Raw genomic sequence first — 23,844 nt, 5'->3', positions numbered from 1 at the left:
AAAAATTCTTTTGTTGGTAGAAACGTTACGCTGAACCGTATCATAAGTAAATGAAGTTTTGAGGCAGCGGGATTAACTCCTTTTTTTCACAAATAGGTAAAGATAAAGAGGTAAAGACCTTTTAGTGAAGAAACATATGAAAGTGTGGATGAAATCTCAATAGAAAAGAATCATAAAGATGAATTAACTTACTAATAAAGAATACGCAATATCGTTTTTACATTCTAAATCCTTATCATCAACATGCCTTTTCACAACCAATAGAAGGAATCCTCGCTGCAACTCTAACCTAATACGCTATGAAAGAGGTTTTCAATCAGCTGGTCATCTGTTTCTTTTTCGTGGGACGTCTCCTGTATAACTGTTGGCGCAGTTATACGACTAGGGAGGCGTCTTTTTCTTTCTCTAGGGTGATCTATATCTTTTGGTAAATTTTTAAAACTATTTTTCTTCATTTTACGAATAGAAGAGTGAAGGAATCATTTTACAGGATAAGGACAGACATTATGATGGAATACGCTTGGATTAGGCAGATTCAGAAAAAGGGAGATGCGCGGGCTGCAAATGAGCTGATTTCGTTCTATTATCAGCGGATTTATTCGTTTGTGTACAAGCAAACGTTCAATAAGGAGCTGTCTCTGGATTTGACGCAGGAGATTTTCATAGGGATGTTGCAGTCGATTCACGGATTTGATGTGGACAGGGGTTCGTTCAAGTCATGGCTGTATCGGATTGCGACGAATCATGTAGTGGATTATTTCCGCTCGCGGAGCTACAGGTATGAGCGGATTGTCGATTCGATGGAGGAAGTGGATGTTCCACAGGAGCATGATTTCACGCTGGAGCTTGAGTACAGGGACGTGATTGAGAAGGTCAGTGCGTTCATGAATGAACTGGATGCTTTCTCTCAGCAAGTAATGCGGCTGAAGCTGTTTGCTGAGTACACGTTCCAGGAGATTGCGAGTTTGCTTGATAGACCGGAGTCATCCGTGAAGACGAGGTACTATCATGTCATGAAAAAATTAAAAGAGCGGATGGAGGTTGAGCGTGTTGAGGGATGATAAGTGGACTGTAGACTACCCGGACGAGGCGATGAGAAAAAGCGAGATTGCATTCATCGTGTCAAAGGGGCTTATAAAACCAAAGGCATTTCATGAGCATTTAGTGGAGATGTATAAGCATCTCGGTTTCAGGTATGTGTTCCGTGATGCAACCGAGATTATTTTCACAATGCTTCTTGCTTCCATTGTCATGGTGTTCACGCTGTTCAATGTCCTAAATGGCGGAATGGATGTGAGTGGGCTGTATTCTTATCTGTTTATCTTGTCGCCAATTCTGTACATGCTAATTGCCGCACTGTGTCTCGTGAAACCGGGCAACAGGGATACGTTTGCTGTAGAGATGACGTGTAAATACCACGCTTACCAGCTGGCTGCGTTTCGGATGCTGGTTTTCAGTATCCTGGCTGCGCTGCTGAACATCTCATATATCCTGATTTTGCATGTATGTTATCAAACGTTCAACATGGGAGAAGCGGTCCTCATTTCGATCAGCTCATTGAGTGTGTTCTCCACATCCTATTTATACATCATACAAAAAGTGAAAAAGCTGGCAACCTCTTATGTGCCAATGGCCGGATGGCTTCTCATCAACTTAGGGCTGGCCTATTTCAGCAATGATTTGTATGCAAACGTCTTAAGCCAGATTCCGTTCTATGTGTATATTGCCGTTTCGGCTGGCTGTCTCTATCTATATGTTCGCCGATTAAAATACTTTCTTACATTCCGTAACGTTGAAGGGGTCCTATAAATGTTGATTGTTCAAAATGTGACAAAGAATTTTGGCACGTTCAATGCTTTAAATAATATTAATCTTGAATTTCGCAATGGTGTCTACGGGTTGCTTGCGCCCAATGGTGCTGGAAAAACGACGTTGATTAAGATGCTCACCACCTTGCTGTTTCCAACAAGCGGATCGATTATCTATAACGGCAAGGACATTATCAAGCTTGACGAAGAGTACAGAGAGATTCTCGGTTTTCTTCCACAGGAGTTCGGCTATTACAAAAATTATAGCCCGACAGCCTACCTGCTTTACCTTGCTGCGTTGAAAGGGATTGAGCGGCAGACGGCTAAGACAAGGGTGCAGGAGTTATTGAAGCTGGTAGCGCTCGAGAATGTCGCTGACAAGAAAATGAAGAAGTTTTCCGGCGGGATGATTCAGCGCGTCGGCATTGCCCAGGCGATGCTCAATGATCCGAAAATCCTTATCCTTGATGAGCCGACAGCAGGGCTTGATCCAAAGGAGCGTGTCCGCTTCCGCAACCTGCTGACCGATCTTGCGAGGGAACGGATTGTGATTCTGTCGACACATATCGTATCGGATGTGGAGTCGATTGCGAATGAAATCATCATGATCAAAGACCAGCAGATACTCTATCAGGACACCATCTCGCGTATTTGTGAAAAGCTTGCCGGGCAAGTCTACGAAACAGAGGTGAAATACGAGGAAGCGGCAGCGTTTCGGAAGAAGTATTTTTCGTTATCTGAAAAACAAGAGAGCGGCATGATGTATATCCGGTTTCTGAGTGAGGAGCCGGCACAGCCTGAGTGGAGGGCAGTAAGGCCGAACCTCGAGGATGTATTCCTCCACACCTATCAAGATGAAGTTATGCTGCAGGGCTAGCGTATGATTTTTAAAATGGAATTAAAAAAGATTGTCACATCGCCTATTGTGCTCGCCTTGCTCCTGATTTTCACTGCCTTTAATTTGTTCCTTATCTATGTTGATGCACCGAATAGCAAGGACGTCGCGAAGCTGAACGAGATCATCGATGAGTATGGAGCCTTGATGGACAAGGATGCGCGGAGACATTTAAAAGATTCGTATGAAAAGGATTTGAAGAACTGGAATGAGCGGAACGGCAAGGATTTCGCTTCTCCATCTGAATTCTTCAAGCCGGAAAATTACTATTCTTCCATTGAATCAGGTCAAATTCCGAAAAAAGAAGTGGAAGAAATCGGTGATCTTAATATAAAAAAATCGATTGTCTCCACGGCGGAAGGGATTGAAGAGAAATATCAAAACTTGGACCTCCTTGCCAGTGCCGAGGAACAAATAAAATTGTATGGATTAAAAGGTGAGGCGGCCAGTACAGTCCGCCGGCAATACGAAAAATTGGTGCCAAGGCTGGAGGAAATTAAAGCAAACCAGGATCATGTGCAACTGTTTCTCCCTGGAAAAGTCTTCAGAAGCCATTCGCTCGTATTTAAGACGTTGTTCGGCTTCGTCATCATCCAGGCGATGCTCCTCGTCGTCCTGTTCACCGCCTATGTGACGAATTACGAATATGATCAAAGGTCGTACCTTGTGGCTTTTTCCACAAAGCGGGGGAGAAGGCTGATGTGGAATAAACTGCTGGCTGCCTTAAGTGCTGCCTGCATCGTGACGATGTTCCTCGTTGTCACCACTTTCGGAAGCTATTTTCTACTCGTTGATTATTCGCGTCTGTGGCATATCCCGATCAGCACGGGCTTCTTAATCGAGCCAGATGGCCATCCATTCATCAGCTGGTGGGATTTCAGCTTTATTGAATATTTCCTGCTCGGGATTCTGTTGATTTTCCTGTTGCAGGTGCTTTTCACAGTGATCACCTTCGTGCTTTCGTTATGGATGAAGAACAGTTATGTTGTGTTCATTGTATTTGCCATTTTGTTTGGGCTGGGTGTGCTTGTGCCGGCGGAAATGCCGAATGATTCGGTGTTGTCTCTTTACAGCACGTTTAACCCATCAGCACTGGTGCTTGGTTCTAAGAAATGGTGGATGGAAAGCGGCGCATTTACGTCTTTTAAGTACTATGGAATCATGACGGTCAGCACATGGCTGGCGCTGTTCATTTTCGCTGCATGGTTTAGCATGAAGAAATTTCACACTCGGAATTTGTAGTTAGGAGAGCATACATGAGGATTATCTGGAATGAACTGAAGAAGATCATGTCGTTGAAAATAATGCTTTTGCTCGTGCTGGTCAGTATCATTTTTTATCAGCTATATATTGTGTTTGACTTCAAAGTCTTCCCGAATGGCAGGCCTGCCCGGGATGAATTCAAGGTAGGGGAAGAGATGGCCGCAAAATACGGGCTATCCATGGATAAGAAGGATTTCGCTGATTTTAAAAAGGTGTATGAGCAAAGAGTGGGAGACGCTACGGAGTACCTGCAGTCTCAGCCTGACATGAAAGCGGCTGGCATGGGGACGTATGAGGAGTTTGGCGAAGCTGATTTGGAGGATGAAAAAAAATATGCGCTCCACTCCAAGGTCATGTTTGAGGATGAAGTGGACGTCATATGGGAGCTGGAGGCAAGAGAATATCTCATTGATTTGTATGAACATCCTGAGCACTACGGCTCGTATAGCATCGAATTGAATGAAAAGCAGTCAAAGCGCGTGGATACGTTGCTTGTTAACGGCGATGCCTATGCGAACTTCATTCATATGGTCTTTGAAAATTATAAGAATCTCTCAGGAAACTTGGCCATTTTGATTTTGATCAGTGTGATGATCGTCGTCACGCCATTGTATATGGCTGACCGCAGGAATAATATGAACCTGCTGCAGTATACGATGAAAGTCGGCCGTCCTTTATTTTACAAAAAGCTCGCTGCCGCCTTCATTGCAGTGATGTCAGTTATGACCGTTCAGTTTCTGGTTTTTTTCTATATGTACCGAGGGAATGATACGGCGCAGTTTATGGACCAGAAAGTCAGCTCCATCTTCAGCTTTTTTGTCTCCTGGTGGGACCTGACCTTCTTGCAGTACATCATCTTATCCGTCATCAGCATGTATAGTATGGGAATCGCGGTTCTCTTGATTGTCGCCTTCATCTCAAGCACCGCACCGAACTACATGACCAACATCGGCCTGCAAATCCCGCTCGCGGGGCTATTCATTATATGGGGGATCGACTATCTAGTCAAAGACCTGACCACCATCCACCTATCCAAAGCATTCCTCCCAGCCACGTTAGCTGGAATCTTACTGATAAGCGGAACACTTTTCCTATTCAAATGGAAAAAAGAGCGGATGGCTGATGTTCAGTAGAATTATGGAGAGCTTTCATTGAATGCAAATCATTAATTTAGTCAGGCACATACACCTATTGAATCACTCTATGCAGGAGAACTTTATTTCTCCGAGAAGTACTATTAATAAATTGTATAGGAGTGTGGGAGTATGGTGCGTGCGAAAGATGTTTTATCCGATCAATTGTCAGCGAATGCCAATGACCCGAGCTGGTATGTTCCTCTTTCAGAGTCCGTGGAACATGTATCGGAAAAGAGCATGGGGACGGTTCTCGCGCTTCAAGTGTAGAAATCCAATCCGATTTTTTTCTGGCCTTTGACTGTATTCTACGAAATCCAGCAGAGAATAATTATAGAATATAAGTTGTTTAGAAGTCTTAAGGTAGAAAACAGAGGAAGCGTCTTCGCACTTCCATCCATGTGGACAAGAAGCGCGGATATCGGCGCGCTCCTTTTTACAAATGTATAATTTCTTGAAGTAAGTGTCTTATATTCTTATTTTGCCACTCACACTTTCTTTGTTTATTTTCTTCTCTAACTCTCTCAATTCACAATCATCGCATATCGGCATCGTGCTGTTCTGTTTTAAGATCTTCTAATCTGAACTGTGTAATCGCCTGCTGCATTTTAAACATTGTATTAATTTTTTCATTTTATTACACCTCCTTTTGGCTGTTATTGTAACTTTCTAAAACTATAAATTAAACGTGTAGGTTAAATCATTAAGCATTCCTTGTGAGGAACATGAGTGTTTCCGTAATTGCTATTGAGTAACTTCCAAGAGTTGATGTAGGGGTCTGTGCAGAAATAGACGGATATAATATTTTAAATACCAGGAATTGATTTAAAAGTTGGTTAGACCATTGCTAATAATGGAAATTATTTAAAGTTCAGAAGAAAAACGCCCAGCATTACATAGAATCAATTGGTATTCGAATGGAGTAAAATAAATATGATAAGAAATACTTTGTCTGACTAAGCACATAAATAAAAAAAGAAGGTAAAAATCCAGTCCGTGGATTTCTACCTTCTCTTTATTTATTTGTTATTAAAGGACTGGCATCACCATGTTTGACTGTTAAACGTTTTCCCATTTGATAGAGTTATTCATGAATTGATGAAATTAGTTTAGCGGATGAGGTAGAGCAAATAAGGATTATAAACTATATCTCGTAATGCTAAAAAACTACAATTTTTCTGGAAATTTATTATGCCATGTCAATTCAATCAAAAAGACAAACAGAATTAATGTCCATAAGTAAAAAAATGAATAAGTGTCATAAAATTAGTACTTTTTGTTATTGACTATAGAAATCGCACTAAAATACTGGTAATATTTTACTTGGACAATATTTTTAATTGAGGTGTTTTCATGAGATTTGAAAATATTTTATCAAGAATGGATGAACACAGCTTTAAGAATCTTTTAGAACCTCAATTACTAAAATTAATGAAATTATTATATAAAGAACCTGTGAATAGTTCTTTTTATAGAAATTTAATTGTAAACCATGTTGGGGCTGAGAAATTATTATCAACTAAAAGATATAGGAATTTGATAATCGATTTATTAAGAATAGATGAGGCCAAATTGTTGTGTCAGTTATTAAATATTGATTTTAGCGATCCTTATACAGTTTTAAAAAATATGAATTTAAAAAAGGGAACAGATAAAGAGTTAGTATTTTACCGTTATTTTAATGTTTTGCCTTCAAAAAGTTCTCAAGAGGACAATAATTTTTCTAGGTCTGACTCCGAGACTATTGCAACCAGTAATTATGAAATGTTTTCGCATCAAAGGATTGCAGTAAAATCAACACAATTAATGTTAAGCAAGCAGCCTAATAGGGTGTTATTGCATATGCCTACAGGTTCAGGGAAAACAAGAACAGCTATGAATGTAATAGCTGAACATTTACGCAATAATGAACCAACGGTGGTAGTTTGGCTAGCTGCTAGTGAAGAACTGTGTCAACAGGCTGTAGAAGAATTTCAAAAAGCATGGTCATATTTAGGGAATAGACCAATACAAGTACTTAGATATTGGGGAGAGAATTCCTTTACAGATTTCACTTATAATGATTGCTTCTTAGTAGCCGGATTGCAAAAATTAGTAAGCAAAGCAAAGAGTGAAGATGGCATAGATTTCATTAGTAAGCTTGCGATAAAAAGCTCTTTAATAATTATGGATGAGGCACACCAAGCGATTGCTCCAACTTATCAATCTATATTAGATACATTATTTTATATAGGCAAGAATAAGAAATTATTAGGTTTAAGTGCAACACCAGGTAGAACTTGGAATGATATTGATTCAGATGCAAAATTAGCTAAATTCTTTTCAAAGAAAAAGGTGAAATTAGAAGTTGAGGGGTATGAAAACCCTGTTGATTATTTGATAGAACAAGGATATTTAGCAGAAGTACAATCGAGACAACTTTATTATCATAATAGTAATTTTTCTACATCGGAGATTAAAATGTTGTCAACATTAAATGATTTGCCATTACATTTATTAAAAAAACTTGGGGAAGATGAGCAACGTAATTTAATGATCTTGTATGAAATTGAAAAAATAACAAGTACACATAAGAGAATACTTGTTTTTGCTCCTTCAGTTGAATCATCTAACTTGCTAGCTCTTATGCTAAGGATAAGAGGCTACAATGCCCATTCTGTTACAGGAGAAACAGAAAATCAAGATAGAAAAAGGATTATAACCAACTTTAAAAATAAAGAAGATGTTCCAAAGATAATTTGCAATTATGGAGTACTTACTACAGGTTTTGATGCTCCGATGACAAGCGCTGCAATTATTGCAAGACCGACTTTATCTTTAGTTTTATACAGTCAAATGATTGGAAGAGCGATAAGAGGTACTAAAGCCGGGGGAAATGAATTTGCTGAAATTATAACGGTGGTTGATCAAGATTTACCAGGATTTTCTTCAGTGGCAGAATCTTTTAATAACTGGGAGGATGTATGGACGTGAATTCAAAGGTATTAGAACAAACATATGTACCAGCTCATCTTGCGATAGAAGCTATGAGAGATAATGGTTATAAAAATACTGCTTATGCAGTGGCCGAATTGATTGATAATTCAATTCAAGCAGATGCAAATTGTGTTGAATTAGTTTGCTTGGAAAAAGACTATCAACATACATATAAAAAAATGAAAAGAATTGAGCAAATTGGTATTTTAGATAACGGTTCTGGTATGAATTTAGATGTCTTAAGTATGGCCTTGCAATTTGGAAATGGAACTAGGCTTCAAAAAAATCAAAGAAGCGGAATGGGACGGTTTGGAATGGGGTTACCTGCTTCTTCAATTTCTCAGTGTAAAAGGGTAGATGTATGGAGTTGGCAAAATGGTGTTGAATCAGCAATTCATACCTATTTAGATATAGAAGAAATTAAACGAACACAAAACAGTGCAATTCCGGAACCAACTCTAAAGGAAATTCCATACATTTGGAGAGAAGCAACTAATGGTTTTTCTAATTCAGGTACTCTAATAGTTTGGAGTAATCTTGACAGATTAATGTGGAGTAGAGGTTCCACTCTAATAGACAATTCTGAGAATATAATTGGTCGAATGTATAGAAAGTTCTTAGATGAAGGGTCTGTGAAGATTAGAATGGCTACATATGATGTAGAAATGCTTACTCAGCCGCTCATCGATAAGCAAGCACTTCCAAATGATCCACTATATTTAATGAAAAACACGAGTTGTCCTGCCCCTTTTAACAATATACCGATGTTCAGACCTTTCGGCGGCGAAAACTATGAAGTGAAGTTTACAGTCGATTTCCAAAATGAGCATCATGACATTATAGTAAGAATCTCATATGCTAGCAATGAGGCTCGTGATTCGGAAAATGCAGGTAATACTCCTCACGGAAAACATGCATCTAAAAACACCGGTATATCAATCATAAGAGCAGGAAGAGAGTTAGAGATTGATAAAACTCTTGTTCTTCAATCAGATCCACGGGAAAGATGGTGGGGAGTAGAGATTGAATTTCCGCCTTCCCTTGATGAATTAATGGGTGTTACAAATAATAAGCAATCTGCTAGAAATTTATCTGATGTGCTAAATTTAGTCGATGATATTGAAAGTCTCATGAGAGGTGGTAAAACGCTTAATGAAATTAAAAGTGAGTTAGAAGAAGAAGGAGATCCAAGATCACCATTAATTGAAGTTTGTCATTATGTTAATAATCAAATAAAACAGATTCGGAAGTTAATAAAAGATCAGAAAATCGGATCTCGCGCTAATAAACGTTATGATGATGTAGATGCTGAGAAAAAAGCAACTGAATTGACGGATATTAGAAAACAAAAAGGATTAATCGGCGTAAGTGATGCAGGTGAAATTAAAGATCCAGAGGAAAAACAAAAATTTATAGAGCAAGAACTTTCTGATATGGGAATTGAAAATGATATTGCAAAAATTTTGTCAGCGAAAACTATTTCTAACAATTTGAAATACCTGTTCGCTCAAGCCCCTCTTGAAAGTAATGCTTTTTTCACAGTAAGACCTTGTGGTGGAGCTATTAATATAATGTTGAATACAAGACATCCAGCTTATGAACATCTAATAGAGGTCTTGGAAGATGACACAGTAAATTGTAATCAAGAACAACTTATTGCGAGATTAGAAAAAGCTTCAAAAGGTTTAAAGCTACTATTAATGGCTTGGGCTAGATATGAAGATGAACTGCCTGATGGTGATTTAAAAGATCAAGCCAAAGATGCAAGAACTGATTGGGGTAGGATTGCTAAAGACTTTTTAAAGAAGTATTAATGTAACAATGCACCTAACAAGTTTAGGTGCATTATTTGAGTTTATTCTATTCGTGTCATAACAAGTATTTATTAGGGTAATTACATAAATAATCAAGTAAAGTGCAAATAGTTATAGTAGAATTATATCAATAGATATAACTGAGGAGAGATAATGTGGTTACAAACGATTTTGTGTATTATTTGGACCAATTCAATGTAATTTCGCCTAACCATGCAAAGATATATGATGAATATACGAACACGAATGAAAGATTCACATTTACCATACAAACAAAAGTAGAAGAGTACTTAGAAAGTATATTTGAAAAAAACCCACATAGTGTAATTCTTTCAGGAAATGCCGGAGATGGAAAAACCAGGCTGTGTCGACAAATATATAATTCATTGAGTAATGAAAAGTTACTCGAGTGGCCAGAGAGTGGCATTATTGAGCTTGAATTTGGAAAAGGGACACTTAGAATTGTTAAAGATTTGTCTGAACTAAAGGATGAAATAATTTATAGAGAACTCAGTGATTTAAACCGGGGTATTCAAAATAATCATTCAAATAAAATTTTCTATTTAATTGCAGCAAATGAGGGGAAACTTTCTAAATTTTTAAGTCAATACGAAGAATTAGAAGCTTTAAGAGAAATGGTAAAGAATAGGTTTCAATCATATGAAAATAATGATAATCGACTCACTGTTATTAATCTTTTAGATGTCACATCATCAGTATACGTAGAGAAAGTATTGAATGAATGGAATAAAGAAGAAAACTGGAATATTTGCGAAGAATGCCCAATGAACAAAAGATGTATTATTTACCATAACCACAAAAAATCTTCTGATAATAAAGTTCAAAAATCAATTGTTAATCAGTATCGTATTTTGGATTATTTAGATACCCACATTACTATGAGAGAAATGTTGATACATAATAGTTACGTATTAACAGGTGGATATACTTGTAGAGACATATATGATGCAGACTATCGAGAGTTAGAAGAACAAACTAAGAGAGTCTACTATCAGAATTTCTTTGGACATGATGTAATTCACGAAGCTTTTTCGGAAATGAAAGCAATGAAAGTATTTAAGTCAATTGATCCAGGTGTTTATTCCCACTCAGTAGTTGATGACTTTATAATTAATGGAGATATTTCAGGGAATGTAGAACTTGAGAAAATTCATAAAGAGATTTTTAACAATGCAATTGATTTACAATTTGGCTTTTTCTTAAAGCAGTTAAAACTTTATCGTGATCATAATAAAACGAGTGACCATGGATTAATAACTAAGTGGATTCCACAATTAAGAAGGAAATTATTTTTCGAACTTAACGATACTGAACAAATTAATGTTAAGACTTTACTCCCCTTTGAGTATGTAACGGAATACGAGCAACTTTTTGATGACAAGCAAAAACAAAAACATTTAAAAAAAGAATTGGCAAATGGACTAAATCGTTCTTTTTCTAAAAAGTTAGTTGAAAATAAAAAAAATGCTGAATTGATATCAACTAGTGAAAATCTATTGATACACGAAGTCTTTAAAGTTAAAGAAATCCGGTTTGAACAAGAAGAGGAACGTAATGACTTAGACAGAATTCCTTCTAATTTTAGAGTAATTATTAATAGCAGTTTAGTATTACCTATCAACCTATTTTTATTTGAATTTTTAATGAGGGTAAACGGTGGATCTACATTTAATATATTGCAACAAGAAGTTGAAATATTAATTGATACTTTTAAAAATGAATTAATCCAAATAAGTGAACCTAGTGATGAACAATTAAACGTATTGCGGTTAGATAAGAATAAAGGGTTATATGTTGAAGATGCAATAATGATTCCTTAAGGAGGATACCAATGGCTTCTGGTGTTGAAACTTTTTCTGCAAATTTAACAAGTAAGATTTGGGGACACCGATTTATGGACGGACAAAAGGGTCCCGAGTATGTATTAGAATTTTTAAATGTTCTTGTTGGTACAAATTATGATTTACACGCTTCTGGTTACTACAGAAAAAAGAACTCTGGTTTTAGACAATTTGTGTTTGAAGGAGATAAAGAGGGAAGCAAAAACGATATTGTTAGTTTATCAGAGGAACAAAAGAAAACTTTGTATTCTTTGATGGAGGATTCTGAAAAAATTGATGTAGTTAGAGAGTTTTTTAGAAATTTAGAAGTTCCACTTTATGATGGAAGGGGAAAGGAAGCAAATCGATCCTGGTATGCAAAATCCTTATACCCTATTCACGAATCGCTTTTATTCTTTGAGTTAAGAAAAAATAAAAACTCTATTAGTTTTGAAAGAAACTTTTATGCTCGCGGTGGAGAACTTTATTATTTAATGCTTTCTTATGGAACAGAGAAGGATAGCAACTTGAAAGAAAAAATAGAAACGAAAATGAAGTTTCTTTTACAAAGAAACAAATCCATTGAAAGTATTACAAATTTGTTTACTAATGCTCTTGATAAAGAAGAGAGTGAACAAGAACTTGCACCATTGCGAAAGCATGAAACTAGAGAATATCCTCAATTGCCAGTAACGAATCATCCTATGTTTCTAAAATTTGCAAATGAACTGAACAATCTGTTGAACTTAAAAATTGATATTTATGAAATGTTTAAATTACTTTCTAGTTTAATCTGTTTTCAGTTATTTAGATATTTGCAACAACGAGTAGAAATAAATGAAAGATCTTTATTTTTTATAGATTGTTTAGATGGACAGTCAAAACAAATACAAAAGCTTTCTGCTGAAAGCTTTATTAAGAATGAACTAAATATTAAAGAGAAATTTGAAGAAGAGTTTGGTCAGCTTTTTTATCATTCATTAGATGATATTGAGGGGAATTTAATTTTTTGGAAAGAAAACCCAACTATCTTTTTGAAAGAAATAAAATTGGACTCTTTACAAAATGCTAGAAAACAAAGAGTAATAAAAACACTGCAAAGTTGCCAAAATGCAAAGGATGTATCAACTAAATTATTTAAAGTGGTAAAAGAAGTTGTTGGAGATCAATTAAAGAAACATCAATTAAATATTGTAAGAGGGATTGTCAGAGATGGTGGTATTGGTGGATTTCGTTCAGGTTCAAAATATAGATATTTTATGTCAGATAACTTTTTAAAAGCTATTGTATTTTGTAATATACAACCTAAACAAGAAATGGAATTTAGCGATTTCATTGATCTTCTATATACTGAATACGGTTTTGTAATAGGAGAAAAACAAGCGCGAAATAGCGACATATATTCCCAATCTAGGTTAAATATAAGTTATTTTCAGAAAAACGAAATTTCATTAAGACAAAAGTTAAAACAAAATGGTTTACTTATTGAATATTCTGATGCAACTGCAATGATTTATAACCCATTTGAAAGCATTTTAGAAGAGGTGCTTGCGTGATATCTACTAGAGAAACAGTAACTAATAATGAGTTTATAGCAAAATGGATTAAAAAAATCTTTATTAATCATTTTAAAGAACAAAGAAAAGCTCATACTGAAAAAATATTTATAAAAATTTCTGGTTTTACTGAACTTCAGGTTAATAACATTTTAAAGGAATTGAAAAATTCCACATCTGAATTAGTAAATTATTACAATCCGAAAATCAGGACAATAACACCAATTGAAGGATTTTCGGAGTTTAGTTTTAAAGAAAATGAAACTAGTACTTGGCTAAGAAACAATACAGGATACAATGAGGCACTAATTCTAATTATTAATGAAATAACACCAGAAGCTCAAAGTTTAGAGAACGTGTACTCTATAGATGAATCATATTTAATTTCACAAGAAGGGTTGAAACTCCTCTACTCTACACTATCGTTAGATTATGGATTTGCTGCTGAAGAAATTGAAGATATTAAGACCTTTTTAAGTATTTATAATAAAGTTAACGAGCCTCAATTACTTGATTTAGTAAATTTTATTGTGAATATAATAACTGATGAAGCTCCTTCTACTGTACAAAAGATTCAAAAACATCTTCCTGAATTAAACTTATTTAAGGATACAAATTTAACTATTCGTGCAACTAGTTTGCCGAGAATAAAGAATAATTTTTACCTATCTAATTTACAATCTGCTTCCTCTTCTTTAGAAACTGAAAAGTTATTAGATAAATTATATAGCTTTATACAAGCTGAAGAAAACAATGAACAATTATTGGTAGAAATAAATAAGCAAGAGTTTGAAAAAGATGCAATTGATTTTTTGAATCATAAATCAAAAAAACTTTTGAATTATGAATTTGAATTAATTGACTATGTACTGAAATTTAAAGATAAGCGTAAAAATCTTGTCGAAAAAGTTAAAGATGCATTTTCAATTGAAGAATTAAATGAAGAAGAAAAGAAAAATGCAGAACAAATGATAAAAGCTTTAGAGGATAAAGATGATCCTGATTTAATCCAGGAATTTGCAGATGAATTTTCAGCCATACTTGATAAAACACCTGGACTATTAAAAAGTATAACTAGAGTAATTGATAAATTAAGACACCCTTCAGAATATGAAGATTTTTCACATGCTCTATTGTATGAAGTATTTAATTTAATTGAAGAAAATATGGACGTCATAGAAGGTAATGTCTCTTTTACTATAAAGTTGTTAACAAATAAAATTTCAAATAGAACAAAAAAATTAATTGAAGTTTACTTCGGAAATATTCACAACGTTATTCCTAACGTGAAATTTGAGGACAATTCTATAATATTAGAAACAGATGAGACTTCAAAGGACAATGAGATTACAATTGCAATTAAACTTTACCATGAAGGAAAGTTCGTTAAAGAAAATAAACTTAAATTATTAAACATTTTTGATAATAATTTATATCAAATGCTTCAAATTGTTGAAGAAGGTAATATTCCTTATATCAAAAATTATTTAGAAAATGAAATTGAAGTACTAGATACTACAGATTTTCTTACTAAAAATGTAGATTATTATATTGCCGAGAATAATGAAGAAATGCAATCAGCAATCAATAATTTAAATGACTTCACCGAGTACTATTTAGGTACTTTAAAAGAGGTAAATAAAAACGGGTTGTTTTCAATACAGGTAAATGTTTTAGAAGAACAAATCCGGAATTTTTCAAGTAATATTTATCAATCGGTGTTAGTTTCTAAAGATATTTATCGAGCATTAAATATAATGGGGACAATTGACACTCTTAATTGTAAAAAGGGTGAAACAGATTATGCTCAAGAGAGAATAGTTACATTATTAAATCCGATTCGTTTATTAAGTTACTTGCAACGTTTCAAAAAAATAAATGAACAAATTCAATGGTGGGCATTAAAAGCTAAGAACAATGAATTAGAAACCTTAAAATTAAATGAGTATTTAGAATACGAAATCGAACAAACAATGAATTTAGCTCCAAGGTATTTCACTAGTGATGGAGATGAATCCTTCTTAATTGAAGTAAGTGAGCGAATGGGAGAAGGGCGATTTACTTTAAATACATCTCCAGTTAAAAATCAAGATCACCTAGCAAAAGAATTCTCAGACGAACTATTAAAAGTTACTAAAAATTATTTAGAAGTATATCCATATGCAAAAGATGGATTAGACTTATTGTTCCTGTATTGTCAAAGTGCTGACATAATTATTAAATCAATAGATGTACTATTTAAAGACTTAAAAGATTTAAATAAGTTAAAAATATGTGTTCATAGTACACAAGCTGCTGTATTACATCAAAAGTTAAACAAATGGGTAGCTCAAAGAGAAGAGTTTATTAAACCGATTGGACAAAGTAAATTTCCGCTAGTTGAATTGAAAGTTATTTCTGGCGATAAAGTATCAGAAATATCTAGTCATATTAAAAATCACATGATTGATGCAGATCTAGTTGTATTAACCGACTATTTCGGCAATAGTAATCAAATAAAATTTGACTTTGAAAAAATAAAAACGGTTAATAGTAATGACTGGTTTGTTAGACCATTTAAAGAACCGTTGCTTAATAAAGAAGCTGTTAAGAGAATTCCTTTTGTTAGTGAACATCTTCCTCAAGTATTACAGAATTTTTATCAATTGCAATTTATTATTCAAAGCAACCAGATGCCGGATCAAAACGAGTTATATGTATTAAAGAATAAAATTGCAATTACAAGTTCATCTGATAATACTTTAATTGATTTCATGCATGACAATTTTAACTGGATTATGATAATGGATAGGTTTTTAGATAAATCCTTGTTACGTAAAGCTTCTTCAAAAGCACAAATAATACAATATAAATCTAAAACAGGGGCTAATAAAAACTATAAATTAATTCTTTCTTCCTCGCAGTATGTGAGAAAACTAAGCTCCAATTTAGACGATTATGCATATTATGATCGTCTAACTAGGAAATTAAAAGAAATTATGAAGAACGAGGATATTTTAAAGGTAAAAATAAAAGAATCAGTAGATATTGTAAAAGATATTTCAGGTGCTCTAGTTTTAAAAGTAATAGGTCCTGGGAAATATGCACATGAAATGATGGCAACTTATTTATCAATAAAAAATAACAATTATAGTGACTCAGGATTGTCTGTGTGGTCAATCTGTGATGAATTGCCTTGGTTTACACATAATAAGAGAAGACCAGATCTTGTTCAAACAACTATTACAGTAAATAAATTAAACAAAGTGGATATTACTTTTGAATTAAAAGAGTTAAAATTCATCAATCACAGAATTTTTGACAGAGAACGAGCAGATAGCATTAAACAAATTCAAGCAGGAAGACAGCTTTATGAAAATATTTTTGATTTCTCAAAAATGAAGACAGATGCTGCTTATTGGAAAGATGAGTTGTTACATTACTTCATTGAAAAAGGATCATATTCTAATGAAGAAGCTGATATTCTAACTACTTTGCAATCTACGGATCTAAAAGATATCAATGTTGAATTTAAAGCTAGTGTTGATGTCTATTGCTATACATCAAATTTATCTGAATATCATTTTGAAAAAATCCAAGATGGTCAGTTTAGAGAAGTTGAAACCGAATTTATCACAAACTTATTTAATCGTTATTATATTTTAAAAGAATTAGGTGCCCATGAAACTCAACTACCTTCTTATGAGGAATTAAATGGGAGTGGGAGTCTAGAAGAACAAATTAAAAATGAAGATATAATTATTGAGCTTCCCCCAAAAATACCACCTACTGTGATAAAAGGTAAAGATGAAATAGACCACAATGGTGAAGACACTTCAGATGAAAACAAAACAGAAAATGATAAAAAAACTGATAAACGAGATAGCGATGATCCTGAATTTATTAATATAGAGCCTAAGGATACTATCTCAGTTGTTGATCCAATTATCGATAATGCTTTGTATCCGGAGCTAGAGGCATTAAAGGGATTAGCAAATAATACTCCTTTAGAACAAAGTGACTATACAGACATTAAAAACAACTACCAAAATTTACTAATTAGAAACTTTAATAAAAATGGAATTTCAATTCGCGTCAAAGAGATTATTGTTGGTTCAAGCGTCATTCGAATGGTGATCAGTATTCCAAGTGATGTTTCTGCAAAGAAGATAACAGCCCGAGGAAATGACATTCAATTGTGGCTTGGATTAAATAATGAGCCGCATATCTTTATTAATAGCAAAGGCATTAATATTGATATTGTTCGAGAAGATCCAGAAACAATATTCTTTGAAAATTTTATGAATCTGACTAGGAAGCAACTACAAAATAAAATTAAAGAAAGTAATTTAATAGCTCCGCTTGGTTTGGACCCTTTAAACAATGTAATTTATATAGATCTCTCTGATTCAACTACACCACACTTGCTCACTGGTGGAACAACAGGAAGTGGTAAAAGTGTAACATTGAATTCAGTTATTCTTGGCATTATGTGTTTATATAGTCCATCAAATGTGGAGTTCATTTTCATTGATCCGAAAAAAGTAGAGTTTGCTGTATACGAAAATAAAAAGCATACGCGTAGTGTTATTACGGAAATTAATGAGGCTGTTATTGCACTTGATAGCTTAGTGAACGAAATGGAAGAAAGATACGGAAAATTTGCTAAGGTTGGTGCAACAAATTTAGAAGAATATATTGAAATTACTGAAACGTCTATTCCTAGATTAGTTGTTGTATTTGATGAGTTCGCTGATTTTATGAGTCAAGAAAAAGAAATAGCTAAACGAGTAGAAAATGCTATTTTACGACTTGGTCAAAAAGCAAGGGCTGCAGGTGTTCATTTAATCATTTGTACTCAAAATCCTAAGGCCGATATTATTAATACAAACATTCGGAATAACTTAGGAGCTAGACTTGCTTTGCGTGTAGCAGACGCGAACGCATCACAAGTAATTCTTGATTCTGATGGAGCAGAACGTTTAGCTGGTAAAGGTGACTTTTTAGCTAAAGTATCATACGGAAATACTGAACGTGGAAAAAGTCCTTTCCTAACTCCAAAGGTTAAGGCGGCGTTGTTAAGGTTTTTTGAAAATTAAGCGAAAGAAAGCATCTAGATGAGAGTCTAGATGCATTCTTTTCACTATTATTACTACTGGGGAAACTTCACCAGTGATGAAGGAATGATTTTTAATGGGTTATGGACAACATCAAAGTTTTTATTTGCGAGATAGATGGTTACCAAAAGCAATAAAAGAAATAAGCAGTGATGAAAGGTTTTTTTATAATAAGCAAGCATTCGAGAAAATAGGTTTAGGGAAAAATATGGTTCAATCCTTAAGGTATTGGGCTGTAGCGACTAATGTTATTGAAGAAGAATTCAGTAAAGAAAGACAGAAGTTTCACCATGTTACTGATTTTGGCCAGTTACTGAATAAATACGATAAATCATTACAATTAAATGACAGTGCTGCTTTAATTCATTATTTTTTGTCAAAACAAAAAGAGCCTGGGACAGTATTTAATTGGTTTTTTAATGAATATTCCCAAAATGTCACCTCTAAAGATGAACTTTTGAATCAGTATAAGATATGGGTAGAGAAAAATGAAAACAAAACGGTGTCTTTTAATTCTTTAAAGAAAGATATTGACTGCTTAATAAAATTATATACAGCAGGATTAAATTCTGAAGATCCTGAAGAAGTAATTCAAAGCCCTTTGAATAAACTAAATCTCCTTAAAGAAAAAAAGAACATTGTTCTAAAAAACTCTCCTACATATGAAGAAATTGGATTAGATGCATTAATGTTTGTACTTCTTGACTACTGCATAAATAATGAAGTTGAAGCGTTAACCGTAGACCAAATTTATGAGGTAAAAGGATTATGGGGGAAAACATATAATCTTAGTCGAGTTCAGATAGTAACAGCGTTGGAACTCCTATCGTTTAATAAAAGAAACGGAATTAAGTTTGTTAGAACAAATCAACTTGATACTGTTCAAGTACCGAAACTCAATCCTATAAAGTTCCTGGAAAATCAGTTTCAAAGGAAGATAGAGGCATTAGTATGATTAAAACAAGTCATTTTTTTAAACCAAGTGTAAATATTAAACTTGATAAAAACAACCAGATCTTATTACAAACTTATTTACCAACCCCTTCACATGCCGAAGCGTTTTCTGGGGTTATAAATGGTTTTGTGAATGAGGATAGCTCAAAATCACATATTGTTATTGGAGCATATGGTACGGGGAAATCTTTTTTAGCAACTATACTTAGCGCGCTATTATCAAAAGAAATAGATCGTAAAACGTACAAACTACTTTTGAAAAAATATTCAACTGTGAATGATAAAATTCATGCAAATTTAAAAAAAGTACAGAATATAAACACTACGTTTCTGCCAGTTTTATTAAATGGTAATGAAGGAAACTTTCGTAAAGCAATTCTTAAATCATTAATGCGTGCTTTAAAAGATAATGATTTAAAGATTGTTCTTCCAGGTGCTGTTCAAAGTATATTGGACAGTATAGATATTTGGAAAAATGATTTCCCAGAAACATATAGAAAGTTTGATTCTGAAGTAAAAGAAAAATATGGAAATATCACTACTTTCATAGAAGAATTAGAAGATAATAGTGAAAGTCATATTCAGTGGTTTATTGAAATATTCCCAATGCTATCCTCAGGTTCGCAATTTCAAATAGATATTGAACAAAATTTTATTGGGCAGATACAGTATGTAATTGACCAGTTAAAAGGAAAAAGTTTAGGTGTTTTTTTCATATATGATGAATTCGGAAGGTTTATTCAGTCATTAAATCAAGATCAAATTCATGAAGCTATGCAAGATATACAAGATTTAGCAGAACTTTGTAACAGTTATTCTAATCATTCGCATTTATTATTAATAACTCATAAAAACTTAAGAAATTATTCGTTTAAATTTAATGAAGAATTAAATAATGAATTTGGAAGAATTGAAAAGAGGTTTGTAAGTTATAACATAAATAGCGATCCTTCAACTTTTTTAAGATTAGGCCATGAAGTAATTACTCAATTACGCAAAAAGCACACTGTTAAAGTTGACGCTAATTATAAGAATCAAATGCTTGCAGCTTTAAGAATGTTTCCGTTATTTCCAGATTTGAACGATGTTGAACTTGAAAACATTGTAGTCGAAGGATCATATCCATTACATCCGGTTACTAATTATTTGCTGCCGATCCTATCTAATATTTTTGCACAAAATGAACGAACATTATTTACGTTTTTAGAAAGTGGTGAGTCTGGAGGATTAATTGAACATTTGAAAAATGACAAAGGGATTTATCTTCCTCATAAACTCTTTGATTATTTCTTTGGTTCTATGTCGAGTGATGAGATGCCTGAAGAATTAAAAGTCTATAAACAAATAATCTCTAAGCTCCCGTTTGAAGAAGATAGTTTAGAAGTACAGCTTTTAAAATTCGTTACCCTATGGAATGTTTGCGGACTTCAAGCGAAATTTAAGTTGTCAGATGAATTTATTTCTTTTGCCTTAGATTATAACTTATTATTAAATTCTCAATTAGACCTTTTAAAATCTTTAAAAGCAATAAGGTTTAATAGAATTTATGGTAATTGGGAGTTGTTTAATGGAAGTTCATTAGATTTAGAAGAAGTTATAATTGAAAAAAATAAGGAATTGATCCTAAATAAAGAAAAACAATTAGAGTTAATGAAAAAATTCACGGTTCCTAAATATTATCTAGCAAATGAATACAATTACCAAAAAAGCATGACTAGATTTTGTTCGGTAATACCTCTATATGCTTCAAGTGTTATAGAAGGAACATTAGATACTGATCAATTAAGAAAAAAAGCTAATGCTGACGCAATACTAGTTAACATAATCTTAGATGAAAATTTTAATCAATTTGACATTCTAAACAAAGTGCTAAACTGGGAAGATAAAAATGTTATTTTTGCTGTCCCTTCATTTAATTCAAAGCACTTCGAACCTCTTTTGCGAAGATATACTATTATAAATAAATTATTAGAGGATAAGGTTTTCATTCAAAATGATCCAAATGTTCGTAAAGAATTAGTATTATCTTTGGAAGATATTGAACATGAAATAACTTCTATATTGTTAAATTACTCATCGTTTAATGGAGATATAATCTGGGTTTATGACAATAAAAAACTAACTATAAAGAATAAAATCATGTTAGAAAATATTTTATCCGAAATGATGCAAGAATTATATCCTTTTACACCAGAAGTTCGTAATGATGCTTTCAATCGAAAAAATATCACGAGAGTACAAAAAAAGGCAGCAATAAAAGTGATTGATTATATTATTAATCACAAAATGGGGGAGGATCTTGAAATTGAGGGAAATGGACCAGATTATCTGATCTACGCAACCCTCTTGAAAAACAATGGAATAAACATTAACAATTTATCGGAAATAAATAATCCGTATATCTCTAAATTAAAACAGGATGTAATGAAACAAATTAATACAATCCGACGAGAGAAACTACATTCCCTAACTAGTATTTTTACGGAAAAACCTTATGGTATAAGAAAACCATTAATTCCTATACTATTGGTCACTTTACTTAAGGAATACTGGGATAACATTTTATTTTATAGAAATGATATGTATATCTCAGAAGTAACGGGTGAATTTTTGTATAAAATGCTTGAAGAAGAAACTGAGTTTGAATATAGGTACTTTGATACAAATAAAAAGTACAATTTACTTCTTAATGATATTAACGTTACCTTTAACTCAATTGAGGAAAAAATACAAATTTCTCACCCTCTTTATTTACAAAAAATACTCTTAAAATGGTTAAGATCCTTACCTAGAGTGAGCCAAATATCAGAAAGTATGAGCACCTATGCAATTAAGTTTAAAGAAATTATTCGATTTTTAGAAATTGATCCACAAGCAGGGTTAGATAAATTAAATAATCTGTATAAGGATAATAATTTTGATCTTTTAGAAGTGAAAAAGGAGATTGATTTATTCTATACTCACCAAAGCCAATTGTTAGAGAAAGAGGTATTAAATCTCGTAGACAAGAGTAATTTTAATGAACTTCAATTATGGTGTACATCTCAAAAAGAAGATGTTAAAAAGAACAACAGCTTTATACGTGCTATTTTAAGTTCAAAAGGAGATAATTGGATAGACGACCTAGCATTCATTGTAGTCGGGGTTAAACGGCAAGATTGGTCAGACACTACCCTTGATATGTTTAAGACGCAACTTTTGTATTGGTTTAATAAGCTAAACGATTTAGAAGAGCAAAATAGCATTATTGTTAACATTGGTAATCAGACCAAAGTTATTAATAAAGTGGAATTAACCAATAAGTCTGAAGTAATCTATCAAAATGTTAATAGAATTATTAAAAATGCTGGGAGAAATGTTTCTAAAGAAGAAGTTGAAACGATTGTATATAAACTTTTAAATGAGTTTGTACAGTAGAAAGAAAGGTGAAATCAATGGATAGAAAACCGGTCCATGTTGCTATGTTCAGTGGGGGAGCATCAAGTGCTTATGTTGCGTATCAAATGGTACAAGCACACGGTAAAGATAATTGTATCTTATTTTTCACAAATACTCTTTGGGAAGACGAAGATAATTACAGATTTATGTATGAAGTAGCAGATTATATAGGAATAGATATCAGCGAAAGAGTAGATGGAAGAACTCCGGAAGAAGTATTTTATGATGTTAGGTTTTTAGGAAACTCAAGACTAGCAAAGTGTTCAGAAGAACTAAAAGTAAAACAGACAATGATATTTATTGAAGAAGAGTTAAGAAATGAACGAGGATTGGAACCAATCTTATATTTTGGTATAGGGCCACATGAAACACATCGTTCTGACAATCTCAAATCTTTCTACGAACACTATCCGATTGAGCCAGTCGAAACTAGATTCCCAATGATAGAAACTTTTAAAGAAGATATGAACGTAAAAGAAATAATTGAAAAAGATTGGGGTATTAAATTACCGAGAATGTACGATTTAGGATTTTCGCATGCTAACTGTGCAGGTAGGTGTGTAAGAGGCGGTTTCCAACATTATGCACAGCTTTATCATGTTTGGCCAGATCAATATGCTAAACAAGAGCAAATGGAGGAAGACTTTAGAGCTCACTTTGAAAAGAATGTATCTATCTTAAAGAAAGATGGAAAACCATATACTCTAAAAGAATATCGATTGAAAATGGACAATGAAGGTGTTCATAATTTTCTAAAAGAGGTTGATGATACTGTCCCTTGCGTTTGCTCATTTTCATAAAAAGAAAAATAGTTCACTAGATATTTATGCTGGTGAACTATTTTCGTATAAATAGAGGTGTAACAATGAGTAAAAAAACAGATTGGCTTTATGAAGTAACAAGAGCTGTAGAAGAGTTAGGTGGATATGCAACTTTAGTTGAAATATATAATAAAGTAGAAAAAAGTAAGCCCGAAATATAAAATAAAGCACACCCTTCGGTGCGCGTGACAAATAGCCGTAGAGGATAGATTTCTTATCCGATCTACGGCTATTTTATTTTCCGCATGC

Annotated in this window: 13 protein-coding genes and 1 pseudogene; all 14 read left to right on the top strand. The window is 33.5% G+C overall.

From position 1 onward, the window contains the following. Window positions 1-506: 506 nt before the first annotated feature. The 14 genes and pseudogenes from ACFQPF_RS03595 to ACFQPF_RS03530 all read left to right on the top strand — a co-directional run bounded on the left by ACFQPF_RS03595 (window position 507) and on the right by ACFQPF_RS03530 (window position 23,574). On the top strand, window positions 507-1,061 hold the full coding sequence (locus tag ACFQPF_RS03595; RefSeq protein ID WP_379746654.1) for an RNA polymerase sigma factor: 555 nt from the start codon (window positions 507-509) through the stop codon (window positions 1,059-1,061). After that, entirely contained in the window at window positions 1,051-1,809 is a 759-nt protein-coding gene (locus ACFQPF_RS03590) for a hypothetical protein (RefSeq protein WP_379746652.1), read from the top strand. Before ACFQPF_RS03595 ends, ACFQPF_RS03590 begins: the two co-directional genes overlap by 11 nt. Next, window positions 1,810-2,685, top strand: a complete 876-nt coding sequence (locus ACFQPF_RS03585) for an ABC transporter ATP-binding protein (protein WP_379746650.1) — start codon at window positions 1,810-1,812, stop codon at window positions 2,683-2,685. Between the two features lie 3 nt (window positions 2,686-2,688). Further along, window positions 2,689-3,945 (top strand): hypothetical protein, encoded by a 1,257-nt coding sequence (locus tag ACFQPF_RS03580; protein ID WP_379746648.1) that lies wholly within the window; start codon window positions 2,689-2,691, stop codon window positions 3,943-3,945. A 14-nt stretch (window positions 3,946-3,959) separates the two neighbouring features. After that, on the top strand, window positions 3,960-5,099 hold the full coding sequence (locus tag ACFQPF_RS03575; protein ID WP_379746646.1) for a hypothetical protein: 1,140 nt from the start codon (window positions 3,960-3,962) through the stop codon (window positions 5,097-5,099). A gap of 132 nt (window positions 5,100-5,231) precedes the next feature. Further along, window positions 5,232-5,336, top strand: a pseudogene (locus ACFQPF_RS03570) (DinB family protein); the annotation flags it as partial. Window positions 5,337-6,452: 1,116 nt separating this feature from the next. Continuing rightward, on the top strand, window positions 6,453-8,072 hold the full coding sequence (locus ACFQPF_RS03565) for a DEAD/DEAH box helicase (RefSeq protein ID WP_379746644.1): 1,620 nt from the start codon (window positions 6,453-6,455) through the stop codon (window positions 8,070-8,072). Next, the gene (locus tag ACFQPF_RS03560; RefSeq protein WP_379746642.1) at window positions 8,063-9,889 is read left to right on the top strand and encodes an ATP-binding protein; all 1,827 of its coding nucleotides are present in this window, start codon (window positions 8,063-8,065) and stop codon (window positions 9,887-9,889) included. Before ACFQPF_RS03565 ends, ACFQPF_RS03560 begins: the two co-directional genes overlap by 10 nt. Before the next feature lie 155 nt (window positions 9,890-10,044). Then, window positions 10,045-11,730, top strand: a complete 1,686-nt coding sequence (locus tag ACFQPF_RS03555; RefSeq protein ID WP_379746640.1) for a P-loop NTPase family protein — start codon at window positions 10,045-10,047, stop codon at window positions 11,728-11,730. An 11-nt stretch (window positions 11,731-11,741) separates the two neighbouring features. Next, window positions 11,742-13,286 carry a hypothetical protein gene (locus ACFQPF_RS03550; protein WP_379746638.1) on the top strand — a complete coding sequence of 515 codons (1,545 nt, stop codon included), beginning with the start codon at window positions 11,742-11,744 and terminating at the stop codon, window positions 13,284-13,286. After that, the gene (locus ACFQPF_RS03545) at window positions 13,283-18,364 is read left to right on the top strand and encodes an FtsK/SpoIIIE domain-containing protein (protein ID WP_379746636.1); all 5,082 of its coding nucleotides are present in this window, start codon (window positions 13,283-13,285) and stop codon (window positions 18,362-18,364) included. Before ACFQPF_RS03550 ends, ACFQPF_RS03545 begins: the two co-directional genes overlap by 4 nt. Window positions 18,365-18,458: 94 nt before the next feature. Next, window positions 18,459-19,337 (top strand): DUF4007 family protein, encoded by an 879-nt coding sequence (locus ACFQPF_RS03540; RefSeq protein ID WP_379746634.1) that lies wholly within the window; start codon window positions 18,459-18,461, stop codon window positions 19,335-19,337. Then, the gene (locus ACFQPF_RS03535; RefSeq protein WP_379746632.1) at window positions 19,334-22,753 is read left to right on the top strand and encodes a hypothetical protein; all 3,420 of its coding nucleotides are present in this window, start codon (window positions 19,334-19,336) and stop codon (window positions 22,751-22,753) included. Before ACFQPF_RS03540 ends, ACFQPF_RS03535 begins: the two co-directional genes overlap by 4 nt. Window positions 22,754-22,770: 17 nt before the next feature. Beyond that, window positions 22,771-23,574 (top strand): hypothetical protein, encoded by an 804-nt coding sequence (locus ACFQPF_RS03530; protein ID WP_379746630.1) that lies wholly within the window; start codon window positions 22,771-22,773, stop codon window positions 23,572-23,574. Window positions 23,575-23,844: the final 270 nt, after the last annotated feature.

The organism is Fictibacillus iocasae (genome assembly GCF_042665465.1).
In the GTDB taxonomy this organism is placed as follows: Bacteria; Bacillota; Bacilli; order Bacillales; family Fictibacillaceae; genus Fictibacillus; species Fictibacillus iocasae.
The sequence above is the reverse complement of the archived record's forward strand: the minus strand, read 5'-3'. Positions and strand labels throughout refer to the sequence as shown.